Raw genomic sequence first — 19,749 nt, forward strand, 5'->3', positions numbered from 1 at the left:
TTCAACTAATCTTCAAAGGCCTGTTTGATTTTTTTCTGCAAACGGCCATCTTTCACGTCATCTACAAAATCCTCAATCGCGTCACCAGCATCTTCAAAAGTGTCTTTGATTGCGTTGCCCAGTTTTTCTGCAGGGGTTTGATGGGTAAAATTATCGCGAAACCCGCGTGAAACAGACTTCTTCAGATCGCGGCCCACGCGTCCATCTTTCAGGTCATCGACTTTTTCTTCAATCGCATTGCCCGCTTTTTTCAAACCCTTTTCAAGCTTGTCGGCCAGGGGTTTTTCAGGAGGATTGCTGTATTTTTCTTTTGCTGCTTCTTTGATCCCATTCACAGCATGGCCAATTTCTTTTGCACCTTTTTTGGTAAGGTCTACTGCTTCTTCAACAATCAAAGAAACCAAGGGCAAGGCACCGCCTGTCGCCAAAGCACCCACTGAAAGAGCGGCTTTCTCACCCGCTGACATTTTATTCACTTCAGCTTTCACTTCAGCCAAACCTGTTTGGTCACCATCAAAATCATGAACCTGATCTACCACCGCTTCGGCAGCAGTTTTTACCACTTCATTCATTTTATGAAAGGCTGATGTGGTTTGACGTAAGGGATTATTATTGATTGCCATGCAGTTGCTCCTGAAAAAAAAATTAAATTATACGCTAAGTATAGAACAAAGGAACCTAAAACTTACCAGGAAAATTAAGCAGGAGAATTCATTTGCCCTCTGGCAGAAGCTGCGCTGGAGGCTTACAATAAAAGCTATGAGTAAGTATGAAAATAATCCCCTGGCAGCCGCGGTTGAAAAAAAGGCCCACCTGAAAAAAAACATTTCAGCGTTGGTCGAACAAACCCAGGATGCCAGTAGCAGTTTTAATATTGCGCTTTCAGCCCTGAAAAACAATCAGCCTGAAACCGCCATCAAAAAATTCATGCAAGTGCTTGAAATCGACAGTTCCGAAGAGATGGAGCGTCAGGTTCGCCCCAATTTGGGCCAGGCCTATCTTCAGCAAAGCGAGTACAATACGGCACTGGCAGAATTCAGACGTGCGCTCAAACTCAATCAGCCGCCCGAAATTAAAGCTTTTATCTACGCCAATCTGGGCTATATTTATACACAGCTCAATTTTTATGGCTTTGCCATTCGCGAATACCGCCAGGCAGTCAAAGAAAACCGCAAAGACACCACCAGCCTGCTCACCCTGGGCATGCTCTATGAAACCAGTTTCAGACCCCAGGAAGCCACCGAAGTCTTTGAACAGGTGCTCAAATTCGACGCTGAAAATACCTATGCCCGCGAAAGTTTGGAACGGATCGCCAAAGCCCGCCCCGTGCTTCCCAAAGAAGAAATTGTCAGATTGGTCAAACTCTTGCCCACCCTGGGAATCATTGTCGTGATGAGCTATGATCCCACCTATGATGGCTGGTTTCCCATGGTGATCTATATCTATCCTGAATCTCCGCTGCAGGGGAAAATTCAACCCGGTCAAAAAATTCTCAGTGTTTTTCTCAGCCATTCTGAAAGTATTGACGACGAAGATGAACGAGAGCTGGTTGAATTGCTCGAATCACCAGCCGGTACCGAGGTGGGATTTTTTGTAGGAGAAACCGAAATTCAGGTCAACTGTGTGCCTCCCATTCAAAGAAAAATGGAGCAGAACGAACGGCTACAGGTGTATAAAAACTGGTTGCTCAGTTTTGATACACGTCTGGCCTGGCTCTGGTCGGCAACCCCTGAAATCAGAGAACATATTGGCCCCATCTGGGGACAGGAACTTGAATCTTTGGTCAGAGAACTCAAGCCCCTTCAGCACACCTATGTGTTTGATTTCGCTTACGCGCTGATGATAGAGCATTTACAGGCCTTTTCAATTACTGAAACCGATCCCCTCAATGGTGAAGTACGTGAGCTTGAAATGCGCTACCAAATTCACCTCGGGCGCTTTTTTGGACGAACCGACTTTACACAGGTTCACCCATTTTCAGATATGGTACAGCAATTTTCAGAAACACAGTTTCAATATCTTGCCAATCTTCTGGCCTCACGTTTACAAGCTTAATTTTTTGGGCTCAATTGCGCCGTTTATCTTTTCAGATTGTAAATTTTTAGCTGGATTCTCAGTGAATAATCCCAAGCCGAACTGAATTTGGTTAGAATGATGTATAAATCACATATCCACTCTTCAAGGAGAAAAACGATGAATAAACGGACACTCGGCTTATTGCTCGCCAGCTCACTGCTTCTCAGTGCGCCTCTGGCCTTCAATGCCTCTCAAGCAATCGCTGCTCCCGCTTCCTATCAAGTGGCCATGAACGTTGAAGACTTGGTTGACGTTCCTCAAAACCACTGGGCTTATAATGCCGTCAAGGTTTTGGTTGAAGAACTCGAAATCATGCCAGCCAAAACAGCCAATCAATTCAAAGGCCAAGACCTTTTGACCCGCTATGAACTGGCCGATATTTTTCACCGCGCGATGATGAAACTCGAAAGCATCAGTGGCAAAGATTTAAGCAGGATCAGCAAAGCTCCCAATACAGAAATGACAGATCTCGATTCAAGTCACGCCAAAGTGGTGGATGAAATTGTCAATAAATACGGCATTATGCAACCCATGCCCGGCAAACGCTTCATGGGTGATGAGCCCATCAGCCGCTATGAAATCGCCTTTGAAATGTTCAATTATTTCACCCTGCTCGAAAGCAATGGCACCTCTCCAGCTCTTTCCCGCCGGGATCGTGCCAGTGAATTGAACGATTTGCCTGCGGATCATTGGGCCACCAAAGCCGTCAATGAAATCGTTGACAAATACCAAATCATGAACGGATATCCCGACAGCTCATTCAAGGGGGGCAAACGCCTGACCCGCTATGAAGCAGCAGCTACGATCCGTGAGTTTATCCGCTATGTGGACACCTACCTGATTCCGCTGACTCCCGTCCCCACTCCCGTTCCCACCCCCGTCCCCACAGCAGTACCCACCCCCAAACCCACACCAACTCCCGTTCCTGCTCCTACCAAGGTGCCTGTGAAAAAACTGGATATTCGCGTGGGCGGAGACTTCAAAGTCTCAAGCGTTCCGACCGCAACCGATCCCAATGGTTTGGGCATGCTCTATGGCCCCAATCTGATGATCGATTGGACTCCCCTCAGCGCCAACGAATACAACCATTTCGGGATTGACCTGCATGGCGATATGATGCTCTATGAAGCAAACAAATTCAACGCTTCAAAAGTAGATGCCAATGGCCAAAGCGTCTCCACCCCCCTGAACTCACGTCTGACAGCCGGTGGCGGACTGCTCTGGAAACTCCAAGGTTCAGCTCAGGATATTGGCTTGACCGTAGGTGCAGGCTATGATTATCTGCAACTTTTCGGTGTGGATTATACCTATGTCAACCATGGCCCCCGCGGTCGCGTTGATTTGGAAATCCCAATCGGCTCTTGGTTCAGCCTGGTCGCTCGCGATGCCTTTACCTATTTCATCGGTCAGAGCAGCAGTGTCAGCGATAATTATCAATGGAAAAACGATGCCTTCTTGGGCCTCACCATTCCCGCTTACACCACTTTCTCTGTCGAACTGGGCTTCAAAGACACCCGCTATATGAAAGTCGGCAACAATACCGTCTTTGGTGATATGGGTGGAGAACTGAACCTGCGTTTCCGCTTCTAAAAATACAAACCCAGGGAGAAGTTTTTCTCTCTGGGTTCTTCGCAAACGAAAAGCCCCGCTTATAGGCGGGGCTTTGAAGTATCTGTAAGGGGAGGCGATTAGAAGCCGAGCAAATCGCGAATGCTAATTCCAAGGGTCAATTGAGCTTTGACATATTCACGTTTGCTCATCAAACCATCCATATTGGTGTCTACGCGCGGATCACGGTTGGCCAGGTAATAGCGACCCACCGCTCCGATTTCAGCCACATTCAGAAAACGATCCGCATTTGCATCCTTTTGCTTGAAAGCCACTTCAAGGCGCTCTTTGCGGTATTTGGCATATTCAGGAAGAGTAACCCGCCCATCATAATTGCGATCAGCATTCTGAAATTCAAAGGGATTTAAGGTTGCAACTGTAAATTCACCGTGGTTGAGAGTGCCATCGCCGCTCAAATCGACTTGACGGAATTCACGCTCCACCAGGTTATAGGTTTCACCCATATGCATGCTATAGGCCATATTACTAAACATTTGGCCTACAGAATCACCAAACTTTTTAAAGAACCCAGCTTCCATGGGGGGATTGGCAGCCTCAGAAAGCTGAACACTGTCCTGTGGCATGGCGGTTGTGCTGGTCGTTGTTGTTGAAGCGGCAGCAGGGGCTGTAGAAGAACTTCCAAACCAGGAGGCAATGGGATTGCTGGATTGAACAGATAAAGACATAAACAGATACCTCTACGTTAAAATTCGGCTCTGCTTATTTATCCCGCAAGCCCAGTTGAAACTGAAGAGCAAAAGTTTAAATATAGATTAATATAAAATAAACTTTTATTTATATCAAAGTTAGTACCCTCTAAGCTCATTTCCCGCAAAAGCTTGACGGTTTTTGTTTAGAGTAGATAACCTTGTGAGCTATATCTCATGCTTTGACACACCGTTTCATGGTAAAATAGGCTCGAAAAAATAAAAGCTGTATCCGTTTAAATGTATCGCAGCATTCTAGGAGCCTTTATGTTACAGAACAATACCCCCACCCAGCCCACTGACTTTAAAGAATTCATCAATGAATTCAGATCCATTCGCAAAGAGCGTCCCGATATGTCCATTTCTAAATGCCTGGATTCCCTTTTAAGCCATGAGTCCTCTCATTCCCAATCCAGAGGCTCGACTTCCCATCGCGCCTAAGCGCTCCAAGATCCGTTCCCCAAATTCTCTTGAGAATTAATTTTGCAAAAAAAATAATATTTTGCATAAAACAGAAGGGGCATGGGTATATACATAACAGAATAAAACAAAGGTCGAAGCGAATTTTCGCAATTGAAGGACAACAGCCATGACGACGATAAGTAATAGATTTGACGATCCTTTTATCAATAAAGGTATTCAGTCCCCTGCACAACCGGCGTCAACTACACCGGCCTCCCCTGCGGCCCCCAAAGAAGCTGTTGAATCCCCCCCCAAAACCACTGAAGCGGCTTCTCCTCAGGATACTTCTTCAGTTAATGGTTCTCGTACCTATGAATTTTCTGAAAAAGATATCAGCTTTGGCGCTTCTTTGGGCGAAAGCTCTAAACTCAAATCGGTTCAAGCGGTCCAGTCCGTTCAGACTGTTTCGCTCGAAAGCGAAGATCCTGCAGCGCTTGGTGCTGCCAAAATGCTGGCTGACGAAGGCAAAGAAGCCTACAAAGCCCAAGACTATGAAACAGCGACTCTGTTCTTTGAGGCAGCCTGCGAATATGATGCAAAATCACCTGTCTTGGCCTATAATCTGGGCTGTTGTTATCAGCAGACAGGCAATATGGACAAGGCCCTTGAACTCTTTGAAACGGCCAAGGCCTTGGATCCCCTCAACCTGGATTTAAAACATCGTATCGAACAAAAAACAGTCCCCTGAACCTGTTTTTAAGATTCGCTCACAGGCTCTGGAAACCTCCTCCTCCAGAGCTTTTTTTCTGGGCATTTTTTCCATGAAAAAAAGCCCTCTTTTGAGGGCTTTGAGGTTAAAGTTTACGCAGTTTAATTGTCAAAAAGACTACCAATCAGACCAATGACGCCACCAATAGCGGCACCAGGAGCCACGCCCACGGGTCCGCTGACAGCATAACCCACACCAGCACCCACACCGGCACCGACAACAGTGGTAATCAGGGCATTTTCACCCCGTGAAATATTACGATAGGGGTTATTGGCATAGGGGTAAGCAGGCGCTTGGGGATAGGGAGCATAGCCACCGGGATAACGGGGATGGGGGGGCATTCCATAGCCAGGACGTGGATAGCCCGGTTGAACATAACCAGGATTGCCATAGGGATTGCCATAATAAGCAGGATAGGCCTTGCGATCAGAAGTAATATAAATATCGCCACGCATCAGCGACTGGGCAAGTTCTTCAGTGGTTACAGTACCATTGCGATCCCAATCCACACGTGACTTTGCACCATATTCAAAGTCAAGTTCACGGCGGTCAATCCGACCATTCCAATTATAATCCACATTGTTTGCCACCATGCGTGCATGGTATGGAGTTAATCCTACGTACATATATCCTTAACCTCGTTTAATCTAGCTTAATCTTTACTTAACTTTCTTATAGAAATCATAACATTACATCTTGCGTGTTACAATCCATGAAATGCAAAAAAAATAGATTTTTTTTTAAGGAGCAGGACCATACATTACTTTGAAGCTATCAATGGAGAACTTTATTGTGAGGATCTGCCCTTAAGTCAGATCGCGGAACAGGTAGGAACCCCCACCTATATCTACAGTCACCGCACTTTAGAACGTCACTTCAGAATTTTTTCTGAGGCCTTGGGAGATATCCCGCATTTAATTTGCTATTCCATGAAAGCCAACTCAAACCGTTCAATTCTGCAAATTTTCCTGAATCGGGGAGGCGGGCTGGATATTGTCTCTGGGGGAGAGCTTTACCGTGCTATTCAAGCCGGGGCCTCTCCGCAACGGATTGTGTTCTCAGGGGTTGGCAAAACCTCTGCTGAAATAGCCCAGGCTCTGCAGGCTGATATTCTGATGTTCAATGTGGAGTCTGAAGGTGAGCTGAACCGCATTCAAGAGGTCGCAAAAAATTTGGGTATCAAAGCCCGCATCGCGCTGCGCGTAAACCCGGATATTGATCCCAAAACCCATCCCTATATCGCCACAGGCTTAAAAAAGAGCAAGTTTGGCATCGCCATCCAAGATGCTTTGCGTCTGTTTCAATACGCCAGCACGCTTTCCCATATTGAGGTCAGCGGTGTCGATTGCCATATTGGCTCGCAAATCACAGAATTGAACCCCTTTATTGATGCACTGCACAAACTGAAAGAGCTGATCCACGAACTACGTGAAGAATACCATTTGCCGATTCGATTTCTGGACCTTGGCGGAGGGCTGGGCATTCCCTATCACCAGGAAACCCCGCCGCACCCCGATGAGTATGCAGCTCGGATACGGGAGGAGACACGCGATCTGGACTGCACCCTGATTTTCGAACCCGGTCGCGTACTGGTAGGCAATGCCGGGATTCTCTTAACCGAAGTTCAGTACCTCAAACAACACGAAGAAAAAACCTTTGTGATTGTCGATGCAGGCATGAATGCTCTGATCCGCCCTGCACTTTACCAGGCTTGGCAAGCCATACGCCCTGTAAAACCACGTGAAGGGGTAGGTCGGATTGTAGATGTGGTCGGCCCCATTTGTGAAAGTGGAGACTTTTTGGCGCTTGACCGTGAATTGCCCCCAGTAGAACCGGGTGATCTCTTGGCGGTCATGAGCAGCGGAGCCTATGGATTTAGCATGGCTTCTCAGTACAATTCCTATCCCCGACCGGCTGAGGTTTTGGTCAAGGGCCATGAATATGCAGTGATCCGTGAAAGAGAGAACTATTCAGATCTAATTCGCAGTGAGCAGAGCCCCCACTTTGAATTGTAATCGTTTCAATCAGCCTGTCCGCTAAAAGCGGTGAGACTCAGTCCGATCTCACTCGCACAGGGATTGGCTGATGGAACATGCGCTGATAGGCCTCAGCGACCCGATCATCATAGGCACGTTGTTCAGAACCCCCTGCCGCATTGTAACGGCCTAAAACCCCCCACATCCCCATGGTGGCTGCGTTTTGTCGCCCGCCATCTGCACGATCCATCACAATTCGGGCATAGGCCGTCGAGGTCCAGATATTGTCGTGAATATTATTGCGATTGGCTCGACTTTGATCGATCCGTCTAAAAATGGCCTGGATCTCAGGTCTTTCAAACTGGGCACGGATATCTGGGTCTGGATAGTGCTGACGCTCCCCTGGCCCCCGGTAGGTGGGGTCATAGCTCAAGCGACGGGTTTCATTGATGGCACTGTCGGTCAATTGGCCCAAGCCCCCTGCTCCGGTATGGCTGCGGGCATCAACGTCAAAACCACCGCTTTCATGGGCCAGAATCGCCAGCAACATTTTGGGATCAACTTGAAACGTGCGGCAGGCAGCATCGACATGGGTGGCAATTTCGCGGGCCTGGGCTTCTGTCGCCTGATTATCAGGGTAGGCTCGAATCGCATCATACAAAACTTTGACCTGGGGAGACATGGCAGGGGCTGGAAAATTGACATCCCCCCGGCTCAAGTTGGCGGTACGCCGAGGCTGTGCACTGTTTTGATCACGGGGAGGGGCAGGTTGTCTGGGCTGGGTTTGTGGAGCAGGTGTTCCCTGACGCCGACGGGGAGGAGTGGGTGCCCCCGTAAACAGGCTCTGCAAATTGCGTGAAATATTGCTAAAAAAATCTCCCATGGAGGCTCCTTATAAAATACATAAAGCATGCTGCCTGATTTATACCCCAAATCGGCAAGAATAAAACAGAAGAGCGCAAGATCTTCCCCCCATTTTGCGGGTGGAGTGAGAAAAGCATGTTCCTTAACATCTCAAGGAGCAGCAAGGCTTTTACTAACTGAATTCCAAACAGAATGCCTCACAGAAGCGGATCGGGTATGTTACCCTGAAATGCAGTCACAGCAGACTCCTACAGCTAATAAACCAGGAACACGAACATGAGCAATACCTCTCAACGCCCCTTTGCAATCGCAATTATGGCCGCCGGCAAAGGCACCCGCATGAAATCTGAAACCACCCCCAAAGTTTTACACAGCTTAGCCGGACGCAGTATGTTGGGCCATGTCCTTCACGCCGCCTATGCCTTAAACCCCGAAAAAATTCACGTGATTGTCGGGCATTGTGCCGAACAGGTGCAAAACTTTGTACAGACCCATGGTTCACCGACGCTTCATGAACGCTTGGGTTGGGTTGAGCAGAAAGAACAGTTGGGAACCGGACACGCGATTATGCAACTGATGCCTGTGCTCGAAAACTTTAAGGGCAACCTGATGATCCTCAATGGCGATGTGCCTCTGCTGCGCAGCGAAACCCTGAAAGAATTGCTCGAAACCCATGAGGAATTGGATTATGCAGCCACCCTGCTGACTACCCGCGTGGAAAACCCCAGTGGCTATGGACGAATCGTGCGCCTGCATGAACAATTTGTGCGGATTGTAGAGCACAAAGACGCTTCCCCTCAGGAACTGGCGCTGAAAGAAATCAATACGGGCGTGTATATTTTTTCTTGGCCCATTCTCGAGAAGTATTTGCCAAAGATCAGCAATGCCAATGCCAAAGGCGAATATTATCTGACCGATGTGATTGAAATGCTGGTACATGATCGCCAACGCATCGGCACCGTCACAGCAGAAAACCCCCTCGAAGTATTGGGTGTGAACAGCCGCAAAGAACTGGCTGAAATGGAATGTATTCTGCGCAAACGCATCAATGATCATTGGATGGAAGCTGGCGTTACCCTGCGGGACCCCTCTTCGATCTATATCGACAGCCAGGTTCAGTTGGGTGTCGATATCGAGATTCTGCCGGGCACCCTGCTGCAGGGATATACCAAAATTGGAGACGGCTCAAAAATTGGCCCCCACTGTGAAATTCGCGAATCGGTGATCGGTGAAAACTGTGAAATTCGCTTTTCGGTACTCGATCAGGTTGAAATCAAAGATCAGGCCAAAATTGGCCCCTATGCCCATTTAAGACCTGAAACCGTGATCGAAAGAAATGCCAAGGTCGGCAATTTTGTCGAACTCAAAAAAACACACCTGGGCGAGGGAGCCAAAGCCTCACATCTGAGTTATCTGGGTGACGCAGAAATAGGAAAAGACTGCAATATTGGCGCGGGTACGATTACCTGCAATTATGATGGCGCAAACAAACACCAAACCACCCTCAAAGAAGGCGTTTTCGTGGGCAGCAACAGCACCCTGATCGCCCCCCTAACCCTGGGCGAACAGGCTTTTATCGCCGCAGGCTCAGTGATCAGTGAAGACGTGCCCGCTGGTGCATTGGGCCTGGGCCGCAGTCGCCAAACCAATAAGGAGGGCTGGTCCGAACACCGGCGCCCGAAAAAATGAGTGATTGGTTAGTCGTCGGTTTGGGCAATCCCGGCCAACAATACGAAAAAACCCGACACAATATTGGCTGGATGCTGATTGATCAACTGTGCAGCCGTTGGCAGACTTCTTTACAAGCCCGCAGCAAAGAAAAATGCCTCTTGGGTTCAGCCCGTCTGGGCTCGGTCAAGGTCTGGCTCTGCAAACCCACAACCTATATGAATCTTAGTGGTGAATCCGTTCAACCCCTGATGGCCTATTATAATATTCCGCGAGAAAACCTGCTTGTGCTCTCAGACGATGTCCACCTCAATTTCGGGCGGGCCCGCTTACGCGCAAAAGGCAGTTCAGGAGGGCAAAAAGGGATTCAGAATATTATTCAACGCCTGGGCAGTGATGAGTTTGCCCGCTTACGTATGGGGGTTGGCCCCTTTCCACAGGGGCGCGATATGGCAAATTTTGTGCTCGACCGCCTGCCCAAGCCTCAGCTTGAGGCCTTGCCCGAATATATGGGCGTGATGGCTGATACCGTTGAACGCTGTATTCAGAACGGAGTCGAAGCCACCATTCCCTTTGCCAATGGTTACCGTTTGCCAGGTTTTGAAAACTGAACGCTAATCTTTGACCAGGGGTTGATTTCCCAATTCAAAGCTCCAACAGAGATGCCCACTTTCATCAACTTCTTGCATCTGCCGGAAATTATCAGCAGCAATCAAAGTATTGCCATTGGCCAGACGCTTACAGAAACAGGGCTTGCTCAGGGGTTGCTCTTCGCTGCCGGCATACTCCCATAAAATCTGTTGGTGCGGTGAGACTTCAATTACCCGATCATTGTGGGTATCGGCAATCAAGGTAGAACCGGCAGGCAAACGCACTGCGTATTCTGGCGAAGAAAGCTGATTTGGCCCACGGCCCACACGCCGAGACTGGCCATAGGACCAGATCAGCGTGCCATCACGCCGAATTTCTTTGATCATCTGCAAAGCCCAATCCGCAAACAGAATCGTGCCTGTGCCCTGTTCTGCCGCAAAATAGGGACTGGCAATATGTACCAGATTTTTAAATTCCCAAACCTGCTGCCCATGGGCATTGAATTCCACCAAACGGCGGTTGCCTTGATCGGCAATCAGGGTATTTCCTGAAAGGGTGCGATACGCGCTGCGGGGTTGATTGAGAACCCGCTCCAACTTGCCTCCCACCTGCCAAAGAATTTTCTGACTTTCTTTTTCAACTTCCAAGACACGGTGGTTGCCAGTATCGGGAATCAGCAAGCTGTTCTCTGTTTCGGTGACCAACCCCGGACGCTGCAAACGATGGCTGGGATCTGTGCCAAAATGCCAGAGCGGCTGGCCTTTGCGATTGACCGCTGCAATATAGTGGTGGGTACGGTCAATACAATAGATTGGCAAATTCATCAATTGCGTCCGCTTAAAGTCTTTGACCCGAACCCGCTCTGCGCGTTGACTGTCAATTTCCCGGCGCACTTCCAGCAGCTCTTGAAATTTCTCCATCAAACGGGCATTCAAGCCCGCCAATTCATGGCCTTGCCCTTTTTTGCGCAAACGCTCAACCAATTCATCCATATTCGGCATTTTGTACTGAAAAAAGGACTGGCTGTAGTGTTCGGCAGCTTCCTGGCTTTCACTCGCAATTTCAATCCGGCGGGCCAGATGCTCCAAAAGCGAAGACCAAATCAAACGGCGTTTGCCAGGCAATAATTCAATCACCTTCTCTTCATCCATCAGAATCAGATTCTGCCGATCGCCGCGCATGACAAAAGTCGGCATATCAATCCGCATGGCATCGCCCAAATCTTCTCTGAAATAGAAGCACTCATTGACCAAATCACCTTCTAAATCAAGCTCTAGAACACGGTAATTGCCCGCATCGACAATCAAGGTCGTATCGTTATACAGACGCTGTGCAAAGACGGGTCCCGCCAAACCCAATTCTTCACCAAAGACGCGCACGACCTGACCATCGTTGAGATTGACTTCCAAAACACGGTTATTGCCAGCATCCACGATCAAGGCTGTTTGGTTGGCCGTCCACTGCAGGTCAAAGGGCATATCGAGAAAACCCAAATCAGAACCCGGCTCTCCTTGCACCCCATATTGCCAGTGAATCTGGCCCTGACGATCAAGGGCCAGCACCCGATGGTTGCCCTGATCGACAATCAGAAAAAGTTCTTGATTCCCATCAGAAAAATACGTTGCTTTGACAGGAAAGCTCAATTGTGTTTCAGGCTGTTCCTGGGCAAGCGTCCATTTCACTTGGCCTGAAGGGCCCAATTCATGGATCTGGCTGTTATCACGGTCTACCAAAAGTAGATTTTTATTGGGCAGCCAGAGCATCTGCCAAGGACTCATCTCAGCCAAACGATCCGCATCAAGCACCCAATCCAGGGTGCGATTCTGATCGAGCACCAAAAGCCGTTTTCGCAGGGGATCTGCCAGGGGAATATGTTGCGAATAAGCATGGCTGGCCGGCGTCAAGGATGACTTTGCCTTTTTCTGTTTGCGCTCAGGGCTTTCAAGCTCCAGCCCACAACTCTCGCAATCCCAACTCTGCAAAAGCGCTGCACACTGCGGACATTGTTTGGGATGCGCTTCGGAAAGAGATCGCTCCAAAAGGTATTGCTCAATCAGCGCCAAAACTTCTTTACGGGTCAGATAAACAACCAGGGCATGCTGTTCCACCAGTTCAGAGAGCTGAATATCTACAGCATCATGCCCTTCAAGAAATTGACGGGCCTCTTCAGCTGCAGCTTCAAGACGCACCAAAGCCTCTGCCTGCGCCGAAAGTTCAATTTCAGTCTGGGCATAAAACTTGTCACAGAGCACTTTCACAATCAGCGGCAGTGAAATTTCTGGGGAGAGAGCAATCGGCTCAGCCGCAAGGGGAACCAGTGTCGGCACAGCCCCTTGCCCTTCATCAGGTGCATCGGGCGCATCTAAATCAACCACCTGTAAACTGGCAAGGGTTTGCGCACTGATGATTTTTTCTTCTAAAAGCAATTCGAGCACAGATTTCTGGCAGTCCTTAAGGGGATTGGTCTGCGGAAAAGCCAAAAGCACAGGAAGTGTTTGATCCTGCAGGGCATAGCGTTGGGTTACCCTGCCACGATCTGCATCAATCAAGGTGATCAGGGGTGAAACAGGGTCAGGCTCATCTTGATAGGTCAAAAGCAAAAGATGGCGCAAATCAGGGGTTAAGGTCATTAAATCATAGGGTTTCGACTGCCCCGTACTGAAAAGGTGTCCCTTTAAAGGCAAATCGCGGATCAGCTCATGGGTTTCAAGATCGAGATAAAGCAGACTTTCATTGGGTTTTAACGTCAAAAGGAAAAGATGACGCCCATCAGGAGAGAGTGCAAGATTGCCCAAAGCATAGCCACTCAAGCCAATATCTATTTTTTCAATCTGCAAGGACTCAAGATCAAGCAGATAAAGCATCGAAGACTGATTATCTGTTAGATAGGCACAGAGATTGGGGCTGTCAAAAATCACATTCATGGCTTTTTTCAGACCCTGTGGGCGCACACCCAAACAAGCCAAAACCTGGTGATTTTGAGTAGAGATCACCGTTACCGTTCCGGCTTCACGCTCACAGACCAAGAGATAGTCGCCATTTTCATCTAAAAACAGGTCAAAGGCGGGGAATTCTGAACCCAAGGGACTATAGCAATGCGAAGAGCGCAAGAGGGTCTCAGCATCAAAAATCGAAGGGGGATAAAGATAGGCCGAGGCCTCCGTCACCAGCAGGCCATACGCATCTGCTGGCTCCCATAAATAAAGCCCAGAGGCGGCTCCTGTTTCAGATTGAAACAGTGAAACCTCAAGACTTTCAGATGGCACGGACGGTACTCCGCTGGTTGAAGAGCCGCCAGAACCAAGCTCAATTTCTTTTAGACACTCTCCACTGAGCGCATCCCGCACCACGAGTTTACGCTCAGCGCGTTGAATGGCATAAATCGTTCCCTTGAGCTGGGCTTGGGCTTGCTCATAACGGCTGCTTTGTCGGGCCACCAAGGTATCGATCGTCTCTTGGCTCACCAAGGATCTTTGTTTCAGTTTCTCAATCAAAACCGTCTCTTGCTCTAGCTCTGGCACAATGGTATTTTCCCCTCTGCTCAAACAATCACACTGAAATAATTAATCTGAATCAAACGATAGATACGTTAACACGGCTATCCAGTGAATGCAAGCCAGCAGCATCAGGCAGGATCAGCTCTTCAATCGGAATCTGAACCAGGCTCAACACGCTCATGCACACTGCTTTGAGCTGCGAATTTCTTTTCAGCCCAAGCCATCAGGAAACCTGCTTTACCGGCTTGAGACTGCTGTAAATAAGTCGTCATTGATGCAGGCACAGGCAAAAGAATTCCCAATTGGGTCAAATGACCACGAGCCGCTTCACAACCATGCATCAACCCAATCCGCACAGCCACCTGGGAAGCTTGAAGATGATGAAAACTGAAATGCTCAAGCATATCTTTGCCAAAAGAATAGAGGCATTCACCATTCAGTTCATTCAGTTGTGCCAGCAGCGCCTCTGTATTCTTAAAACGCGGTGCAATTTTGGCTTCGGCAAGCGTTTTCGCAATCACAGGTTCTGCCAAGAGGGCTTTTAAAACCTCAGCGTCAGGAAAAAGATCTGTCAAACGCAGTGCCTTGCCTGGCTTGCGCAGATCGATCGCCTGAAAATTGGTAGCAGCCCCTGGATGCGCAGTGCCTTTACAACTCCAGTAATCTTCCTGTTGATAACTGAAATAAGGTCCGACCCATGAGAGTGGTCGCAAAGAGCGGGAATGTGTGCAGGGCATCTCAGGATCAGGCGCAGGAAAAGCATCGAAAAGAGTTTTCGCAGGTTGCTTGCCTGCTTTTACACGCAAATCATCGCTGCTGAATTCAAGCTGAAAACCAAGATTGTGACCCGACCAGAAGCGTTTCGGGGTGGCTCCCATCAAAAGGGCCCCCAGACACGCAAGCGCCAGTAATTTTTTCATAGACTCAGACCTTGCTCAACATCTGTAACCAAGGCGAGCTTCCAGAACCCGCCCCGCCTTGCAATTCATCTACACTCAGACCGGCGGCCTCGACCTCTTCAGCGGTAATCGCTGAACAATTATAGGCCAGACGAAAATAATTCAAGAGTCCACGGCCTGTTGCTGCGTCATCAAAGACATCTCCACTGAGGGTGGCCTGAGCAGCTTTGGCAATAAAGTTTTTCAAGCGCACAGTCGCGCCATCCAATTCACTCAAAAAGAAATCAAAGAGCGTAGCATAGCGGGTAATCAGCTGGGCCGGGTGCAAATCCCAACCCTGATAATAGGCATGGGTCAGCGAATGGCGGATATGATCCACATGCAGTTTCCAGGCAGCATGTACAGCTGCTGTATTCTCTTGGATCTGAATCGCATTCAATGGCTTGTCGGGGGTCTCACGGTGAACGGGCACCGGCATAATATTCGTCGCACCATCGGAGAGCATCACCCCCGTACTGGCCAGGGCAACCTGCATAATATGACGGGAGAAATCACAGGCCGGATGATCCATGGACTGATAACGGGCAATAATACTGCAACTGGCGGTATAGTCATAGGTGCCAAAATGCGCGCCGCGACAGCGCCCTGCCGCTGCAGTCAGCATGGCAGGCAGCATAATTTCGCCTTCAAAATCAAACATCGACTGGGTCGTTTCGACCATGATTTCAAGCGGAATACTGCCTTGGGGCAAGCCATTTTCGGCTTCCAAATGTTCAAGCAATTGCACCAGACCCGCCACCTGCTCAGGCGAAGTGACCTTGGGCAAGGTCACTACAAAATTCTGGGGCAAATGCCCTCCTGTGGCATCGAGCAGGGCACTCATGAAAATATCCAGCGTGCGCACACTGCGCTGAAAAAGCTGCTCTGTCCAAGGCTTGATCCGAATCCCGATAAAGGGCGGCAAAATTCCTTCGGCCATGCCCCGAGCCACTTCCTGGGCATTGCGAACGGCATCTGCATCTTCTTCGGCATCGGGCCGATTGCCATAGCCATCTTCAAAATCAATCCGAAAATCTTCAACCGCTTCACGGCCTAATTTTTCTTTGACCCGTTCGTAAATCGTCCAGGCCAGCCAAGCCTGCCGGTTTAATTTTTTTGCCTCGTCGGGGTTGGCAGCAATACTTTCGGCCAGTGCTTCCGCTTCATTCCAGCCTGCGGGTAAATATTCGGCGCCATTCAAGCCCGCAGCACGCGCAAATATTGCAAAATTCGGCGCATAGTTTTCCAGGGCTTTGAGGGAAAGTTCTCCCATTTTTTGAGCAGTCTCTGCCTTAAAGAGTTGTGCCCCCCCATAGAGGGTATGCACAGGTTGACGCCCCACAATAATGCCCGGATAGCGATCGGCAAAGGCTTGGTTGGAAGTATTCAAAGGTTCAGCAACCTGGGAAATCAAAGAATCGGGAAGCGATCTGCGCATGGGTTCCTCCGCTTGGGATATGTGCTGAGTATGATACCATGCGCCCGTGCTGCTGTTGAGAGGGAGCTTCAAGAGCTAGAGAAAAAAGACCCATGAGCTTTCCACCCAACGTTTCAAGGCCGCCCCAACCACAAAGTCAACTACAAGAAATCACTGTTTACAAAAAGTAAACTATATGCCATAATCAAATCTAGATTTATACAAACCGGTATAGCCTAGGAGAACCCCATGCGTAAACTCACCTTCTTAGCCCTTCTGGCCCTCAGTATCACAGCCTGTCAACCCTCTGGTATCTTTCAATCACTGCCCATAGCTCAACCCAGCAGCCAACCTTCAGCTTCCCCCAGCGCTCCCCCCGTAGCAGGGAATCAACCTCCTGCCATTCCCCGCTTCCCCTCCCAAGGCCCTTTGCCGAGCCCAAACCCAGCCGCCCAGGGTGGAGAGAAACGACTGGCCATGGGATCCCCCATGATGGATGGTGCCATGCCTGCTCCTGCCTCAGCTGAAAGTGGGGCCTCTGGAGGTTCTGCTGGGGCGCTCCCGCCCGCAAGCTATGCCAAACCTGCGGCCCCTGTCAGCAGCATGCCGACAGACAGCGCGCTCGAAGCGCCGGTCGGAATCGATCCCATCTTTCCTGCCCCCAACCCTCAAGCCGGTACGCTGACAGCAGGGGAATGGAACGATTTAAACAATTGGGCTTTCTGGCTCAGTCTGTTCCAGGATCAGGAGTGGTCAACACAAATTCAAAACTGGGGAATCAATACCCAGGGACGGGTAAAAGTCGTTGTGACAGGCCCCAATGGCTTACTCGCGGATATTCCCGTCCAGTTGCGGGATGCCGAAACCCAAACTGTGATTTTTGAAGCCCGCACCAATACCCAGGGCGAAGCCAACCTCTTTACCCAAGCCCTGCCTGAGAGTCCCAAAGCCAATAAAATTCAGGTTCAGGTCTCACTTGGCAAAGAAACTCTCAGCCAGGATCTTGAGACCAATAGCACAGGCTTGCAAAATCTGAATTTCAGCACACAGACCAGCCCAGAACCCGCTGTCAATGCCGATTTAATGTGGGTAGTAGATACCACCGGCTCAATGGGCGATGAGCTTGAATACCTCAAAACCGAATTGAAGAATGTTGCCAGCCAGATCAGTGCCCAAAACCGCCAGGATTTGAAACTGCGTCTGAGCGCCAATTTTTATAGGGATCTGAGCGATGAATATGTCGTCAGGGCCTTTCCCTTTAGCGAGCAGGTGGATACGGTACTCAAAGAATTCAGCGAACAAGCTGCCAATGGCGGCGGAGACTTTCCTGAAGCCGTAGATGCAGCCCTGCAGGATGCTGTAGATGAACACGAATGGAGTGCCACCGCTCGGGCCCGCCTGCTGTTTCTGGTTCTCGATGCCCCGGCCCATGAAGACGCCAAAAACCTGCTGCGCCTGCGCACCAGCCTCAGCCGTGCAGCCGCCAAAGGTATTCGGATTATTCCGATTGCCAGCAGCGGCATCGATAAAAATACAGAGTTTATGCTGCGCCAGTTCGCCATTCTAACAGGTGGGCGCTATGTCTTTCTAACCGATGACAGTGGCGTAGGCAACAGCCATTTGAAACCCACCGTGGGCAAGTTTAGCGTAGAAAAACTCAATGCCCTGATGGTCAGAATTGCCAATGAATATATTGCAGGCAGCCCCAGCCCTGCTCAATAAAGATTCAGCCTGCTTTTTCTGATTGTGCGGCGCGCCCAAAAGGCGCGCTTTTTTTAGGAACTCTGCCCCAGCTTGGCCTAAACTGTATTAAGCTGCCAGGGTATGCAAACCATCGAAGAGGAAACTCCCATGTCAGATTTACCGACACCCGATTTCAAATGCCCCTTCTGCCAATCCATGATTCAGGCCGCAAATATTAAAAAACATTTGCTCAGCAAGCACAATGACAGCCATACCCTGGATAAATATCAACCCTGTCAGATTTGTGGAGAGCTGCTTTTAAAAAACAAAGTCACCCCCCATATGCGTAAAATGCATGGCACCGTGCCAACAAAAAAGGGAAACTCGAATAAGCCCTCCAAAAGAGCCAAATCCTGAGCAATTGACAAGCTTGCAGTTCAAAGGAACAGCGAAGACGTTTCCCTTTTGCTGAATACGCAATCCGCTTTTTGGAATTTCAAAAAAAGTTAAATCAGCGTTATTTTTCATTTAAGCCTGGAAAGTCAGCCAGCGATTTAGCGACAATCTTTTTATCACCGGCAGCAGAGATTCTGCCAAAATGCGTAGAGACAAGGTTTATTAATCATGAAAAAATTAGTGCTTTCCAGCCTTTTAGCCGCTTTCACCCTGAGTGCCTGTTCATCTGCTGGCCCCCTGCTCACCCCCAATACCGCTCAATCACCTGTACGTTTTCAAGCCATGGCCAATGATGATACCGATTTATTGGCCCGGATGCTGCGCAATATTTTTAAAGAAAACTTTGCCGATGATGTCGACAATGGTCGCCCCGCAGAGCTCATTCCCACCCCCCGTGGCGGATTGGTTTTTGAAGGCATGAACCGGGCCTGGATTGTGCGCGCCATGCTCTACCCCATCAGTGATCGGATTATCAAAAAAGAATTCAATAAACCCAGCACCCCCGACAATATCCCGCCCATCGACGAAGCGGGTCTGCGCGAGCTGATGGGACGCCTGCAACCTGGAGATATTGTACTTTGCGGCAATAATGATTCCTTCGTACATGCCTTTGTCTATCTGGGCAATGACGAAATCATTCATGCCCTGGCCCAGCTCAATGCCAAAGGCGAATTTTTAGGCGTGATTCGTGAAACACTCAGTGGCTACCTCAAACGTATCCGCCGTGATAAGTTCGTGGTACTGCGCAAGCCCGGTCTGAGCCCTCAGGATGTACAGAAAATGCGTGGTTATTTGAGTGCCCAAGTTGGAAAAACCTATGATTCTCTGTTTTTAAACAAGGCCGATGATCGCTTTTATTGTACCGAACTGACCTGGATGGCTTTGCAACAGGTTGCCGCTCCCCCACGGGTCTATGCCCACCGCGCCAAATATGGCTGGGATCTGATTAAAAATGAAGATTTCATGGATTCACCGGATTTACAAACCGTCTGGACCTATCACTATACCCGCCCCCCAGTCGCTCAAAGGCATACCTACCATTGAGCCCTGAACAGGCAGAAGCGCTGCCTTTTCTGGATGAGATCATCACCCTGCGA

General features: G+C 49.2%; 16 protein-coding genes. 9 read left to right on the forward strand and 7 right to left on the reverse strand.

The genetic code is table 11. The features are described 5' to 3' along the window. Positions 1–5: 5 nt before the first annotated feature. Positions 6–623 (reverse strand): hypothetical protein, encoded by a 618-nt coding sequence (locus COW20_17300; GenBank protein ID PIW45997.1) that lies wholly within the window; start codon positions 621–623, stop codon positions 6–8. 136 nt (positions 624–759) lie between these two features. Here COW20_17300 and COW20_17305 point away from each other — a divergent pair, with 136 nt between their 5' ends. Together COW20_17305 and COW20_17310 are read left to right on the forward strand one after the other, a co-directional pair. Continuing rightward, positions 760–2,055: a hypothetical protein gene (locus COW20_17305; GenBank protein PIW45998.1), complete on the forward strand. Its 1,296-nt coding sequence runs from the start codon at positions 760–762 to the stop codon at positions 2,053–2,055. A 96-nt stretch (positions 2,056–2,151) separates the two neighbouring features. Continuing rightward, on the forward strand, positions 2,152–3,666 hold the full coding sequence (locus COW20_17310) for a hypothetical protein (protein ID PIW45999.1): 1,515 nt from the start codon (positions 2,152–2,154) through the stop codon (positions 3,664–3,666). A gap of 98 nt (positions 3,667–3,764) precedes the next feature. Here COW20_17310 and COW20_17315 read toward each other — a convergent pair whose 3' ends face one another. Continuing rightward, a complete protein-coding gene (locus COW20_17315) occupies positions 3,765–4,370 on the reverse strand; it encodes a hypothetical protein (GenBank protein PIW46000.1) in 606 nt (201 codons plus the stop codon). A gap of 610 nt (positions 4,371–4,980) precedes the next feature. Here COW20_17315 and COW20_17320 point away from each other — a divergent pair. Further along, positions 4,981–5,541: a hypothetical protein gene (locus COW20_17320; GenBank protein ID PIW46001.1), complete on the forward strand. Its 561-nt coding sequence runs from the start codon at positions 4,981–4,983 to the stop codon at positions 5,539–5,541. Positions 5,542–5,663: 122 nt separating this feature from the next. On the opposite strand, the gene COW20_17325 is transcribed toward COW20_17320, so the two are convergent. Further along, positions 5,664–6,155 carry a hypothetical protein gene (locus COW20_17325; GenBank protein PIW46002.1) on the reverse strand — a complete coding sequence of 164 codons (492 nt, stop codon included), beginning with the start codon at positions 6,153–6,155 and terminating at the stop codon, positions 5,664–5,666. A gap of 162 nt (positions 6,156–6,317) precedes the next feature. Here COW20_17325 and lysA point away from each other — a divergent pair, with 162 nt between their 5' ends. Next, positions 6,318–7,577, forward strand: coding sequence for a diaminopimelate decarboxylase (gene lysA, locus COW20_17330; protein PIW46003.1), 1,260 nt, complete (start codon positions 6,318–6,320; stop codon positions 7,575–7,577). Between the two features lie 37 nt (positions 7,578–7,614). Here lysA and COW20_17335 read toward each other — a convergent pair whose 3' ends face one another. After that, on the reverse strand, positions 7,615–8,421 hold the full coding sequence (locus COW20_17335; GenBank protein ID PIW46004.1) for a hypothetical protein: 807 nt from the start codon (positions 8,419–8,421) through the stop codon (positions 7,615–7,617). A 257-nt stretch (positions 8,422–8,678) separates the two neighbouring features. Between COW20_17335 and glmU the strand changes: the two genes are divergently transcribed. Further along, complete coding sequence (gene glmU / locus COW20_17340; protein PIW46005.1) at positions 8,679–10,091, forward strand: bifunctional N-acetylglucosamine-1-phosphate uridyltransferase/glucosamine-1-phosphate acetyltransferase; 1,413 nt, start codon at positions 8,679–8,681, stop codon at positions 10,089–10,091. After that, on the forward strand, positions 10,088–10,681 hold the full coding sequence (locus tag COW20_17345) for an aminoacyl-tRNA hydrolase (GenBank protein ID PIW46006.1): 594 nt from the start codon (positions 10,088–10,090) through the stop codon (positions 10,679–10,681). Before glmU ends, COW20_17345 begins: the two co-directional genes overlap by 4 nt. Positions 10,682–10,684: 3 nt before the next feature. Here COW20_17345 and COW20_17350 read toward each other — a convergent pair whose 3' ends face one another. From COW20_17350 to COW20_17360, 3 genes are all read right to left on the reverse strand, one after another. Beyond that, on the reverse strand, positions 10,685–14,182 hold the full coding sequence (locus tag COW20_17350; GenBank protein ID PIW46007.1) for a hypothetical protein: 3,498 nt from the start codon (positions 14,180–14,182) through the stop codon (positions 10,685–10,687). A 122-nt stretch (positions 14,183–14,304) separates the two neighbouring features. Continuing rightward, positions 14,305–15,078: a hypothetical protein gene (locus COW20_17355; GenBank protein ID PIW46008.1), complete on the reverse strand. Its 774-nt coding sequence runs from the start codon at positions 15,076–15,078 to the stop codon at positions 14,305–14,307. A 4-nt stretch (positions 15,079–15,082) separates the two neighbouring features. Continuing rightward, positions 15,083–16,534, reverse strand: a complete 1,452-nt coding sequence (locus COW20_17360) for a phosphoenolpyruvate kinase (GenBank protein PIW46009.1) — start codon at positions 16,532–16,534, stop codon at positions 15,083–15,085. 228 nt (positions 16,535–16,762) lie between these two features. On the opposite strand from COW20_17360, the gene COW20_17365 reads away from it, so the two are divergent. The 3 genes from COW20_17365 (at position 16,763) to COW20_17375 (ending at position 19,696) form a co-directional block, all read left to right on the forward strand. Beyond that, positions 16,763–18,235, forward strand: a complete 1,473-nt coding sequence (locus COW20_17365) for a VWA domain-containing protein (protein PIW46010.1) — start codon at positions 16,763–16,765, stop codon at positions 18,233–18,235. A gap of 102 nt (positions 18,236–18,337) precedes the next feature. Continuing rightward, positions 18,338–18,613, forward strand: coding sequence for a hypothetical protein (locus COW20_17370; protein ID PIW46011.1), 276 nt, complete (start codon positions 18,338–18,340; stop codon positions 18,611–18,613). Positions 18,614–18,820: 207 nt separating this feature from the next. Beyond that, positions 18,821–19,696 (forward strand): hypothetical protein, encoded by an 876-nt coding sequence (locus COW20_17375; protein ID PIW46012.1) that lies wholly within the window; start codon positions 18,821–18,823, stop codon positions 19,694–19,696. Positions 19,697–19,749 lie beyond the last annotated feature (53 nt).

This window comes from bacterium (Candidatus Blackallbacteria) CG13_big_fil_rev_8_21_14_2_50_49_14, assembly GCA_002783405.1.
Taxonomy (GTDB): domain Bacteria; phylum Cyanobacteriota; class Sericytochromatia; order UBA7694; family UBA7694.

Bases quoted from the DNA above. Each gene is read 5' to 3' on its own strand.
- COW20_17300 (PIW45997.1), bottom strand. From the start codon at position 623: ATGGCAATCAATAATAATCCCTTACGTCAAACCACATCAGCCTTTCAT.
- COW20_17305 (PIW45998.1), top strand. From the start codon at position 760: ATGAGTAAGTATGAAAATAATCCCCTGGCAGCCGCGGTTGAAAAAAAG.
- COW20_17310 (PIW45999.1), top strand. From the start codon at position 2,152: ATGATGTATAAATCACATATCCACTCTTCAAGGAGAAAAACGATGAAT.
- COW20_17315 (PIW46000.1), bottom strand. From the start codon at position 4,370: ATGTCTTTATCTGTTCAATCCAGCAATCCCATTGCCTCCTGGTTTGGA.
- COW20_17320 (PIW46001.1), top strand. From the start codon at position 4,981: ATGACGACGATAAGTAATAGATTTGACGATCCTTTTATCAATAAAGGT.
- COW20_17325 (PIW46002.1), bottom strand. From the start codon at position 6,155: ATGGTGGCAAACAATGTGGATTATAATTGGAATGGTCGGATTGACCGC.
- COW20_17335 (PIW46004.1), bottom strand. From the start codon at position 8,421: ATGGGAGATTTTTTTAGCAATATTTCACGCAATTTGCAGAGCCTGTTT.
- glmU (PIW46005.1), top strand. From the start codon at position 8,679: ATGAGCAATACCTCTCAACGCCCCTTTGCAATCGCAATTATGGCCGCC.
- COW20_17345 (PIW46006.1), top strand. From the start codon at position 10,088: ATGAGTGATTGGTTAGTCGTCGGTTTGGGCAATCCCGGCCAACAATAC.
- COW20_17355 (PIW46008.1), bottom strand. From the start codon at position 15,078: ATGAAAAAATTACTGGCGCTTGCGTGTCTGGGGGCCCTTTTGATGGGA.
- COW20_17360 (PIW46009.1), bottom strand. From the start codon at position 16,534: ATGCGCAGATCGCTTCCCGATTCTTTGATTTCCCAGGTTGCTGAACCT.
- COW20_17365 (PIW46010.1), top strand. From the start codon at position 16,763: ATGCGTAAACTCACCTTCTTAGCCCTTCTGGCCCTCAGTATCACAGCC.
- COW20_17370 (PIW46011.1), top strand. From the start codon at position 18,338: ATGCAAACCATCGAAGAGGAAACTCCCATGTCAGATTTACCGACACCC.
- COW20_17375 (PIW46012.1), top strand. From the start codon at position 18,821: ATGAAAAAATTAGTGCTTTCCAGCCTTTTAGCCGCTTTCACCCTGAGT.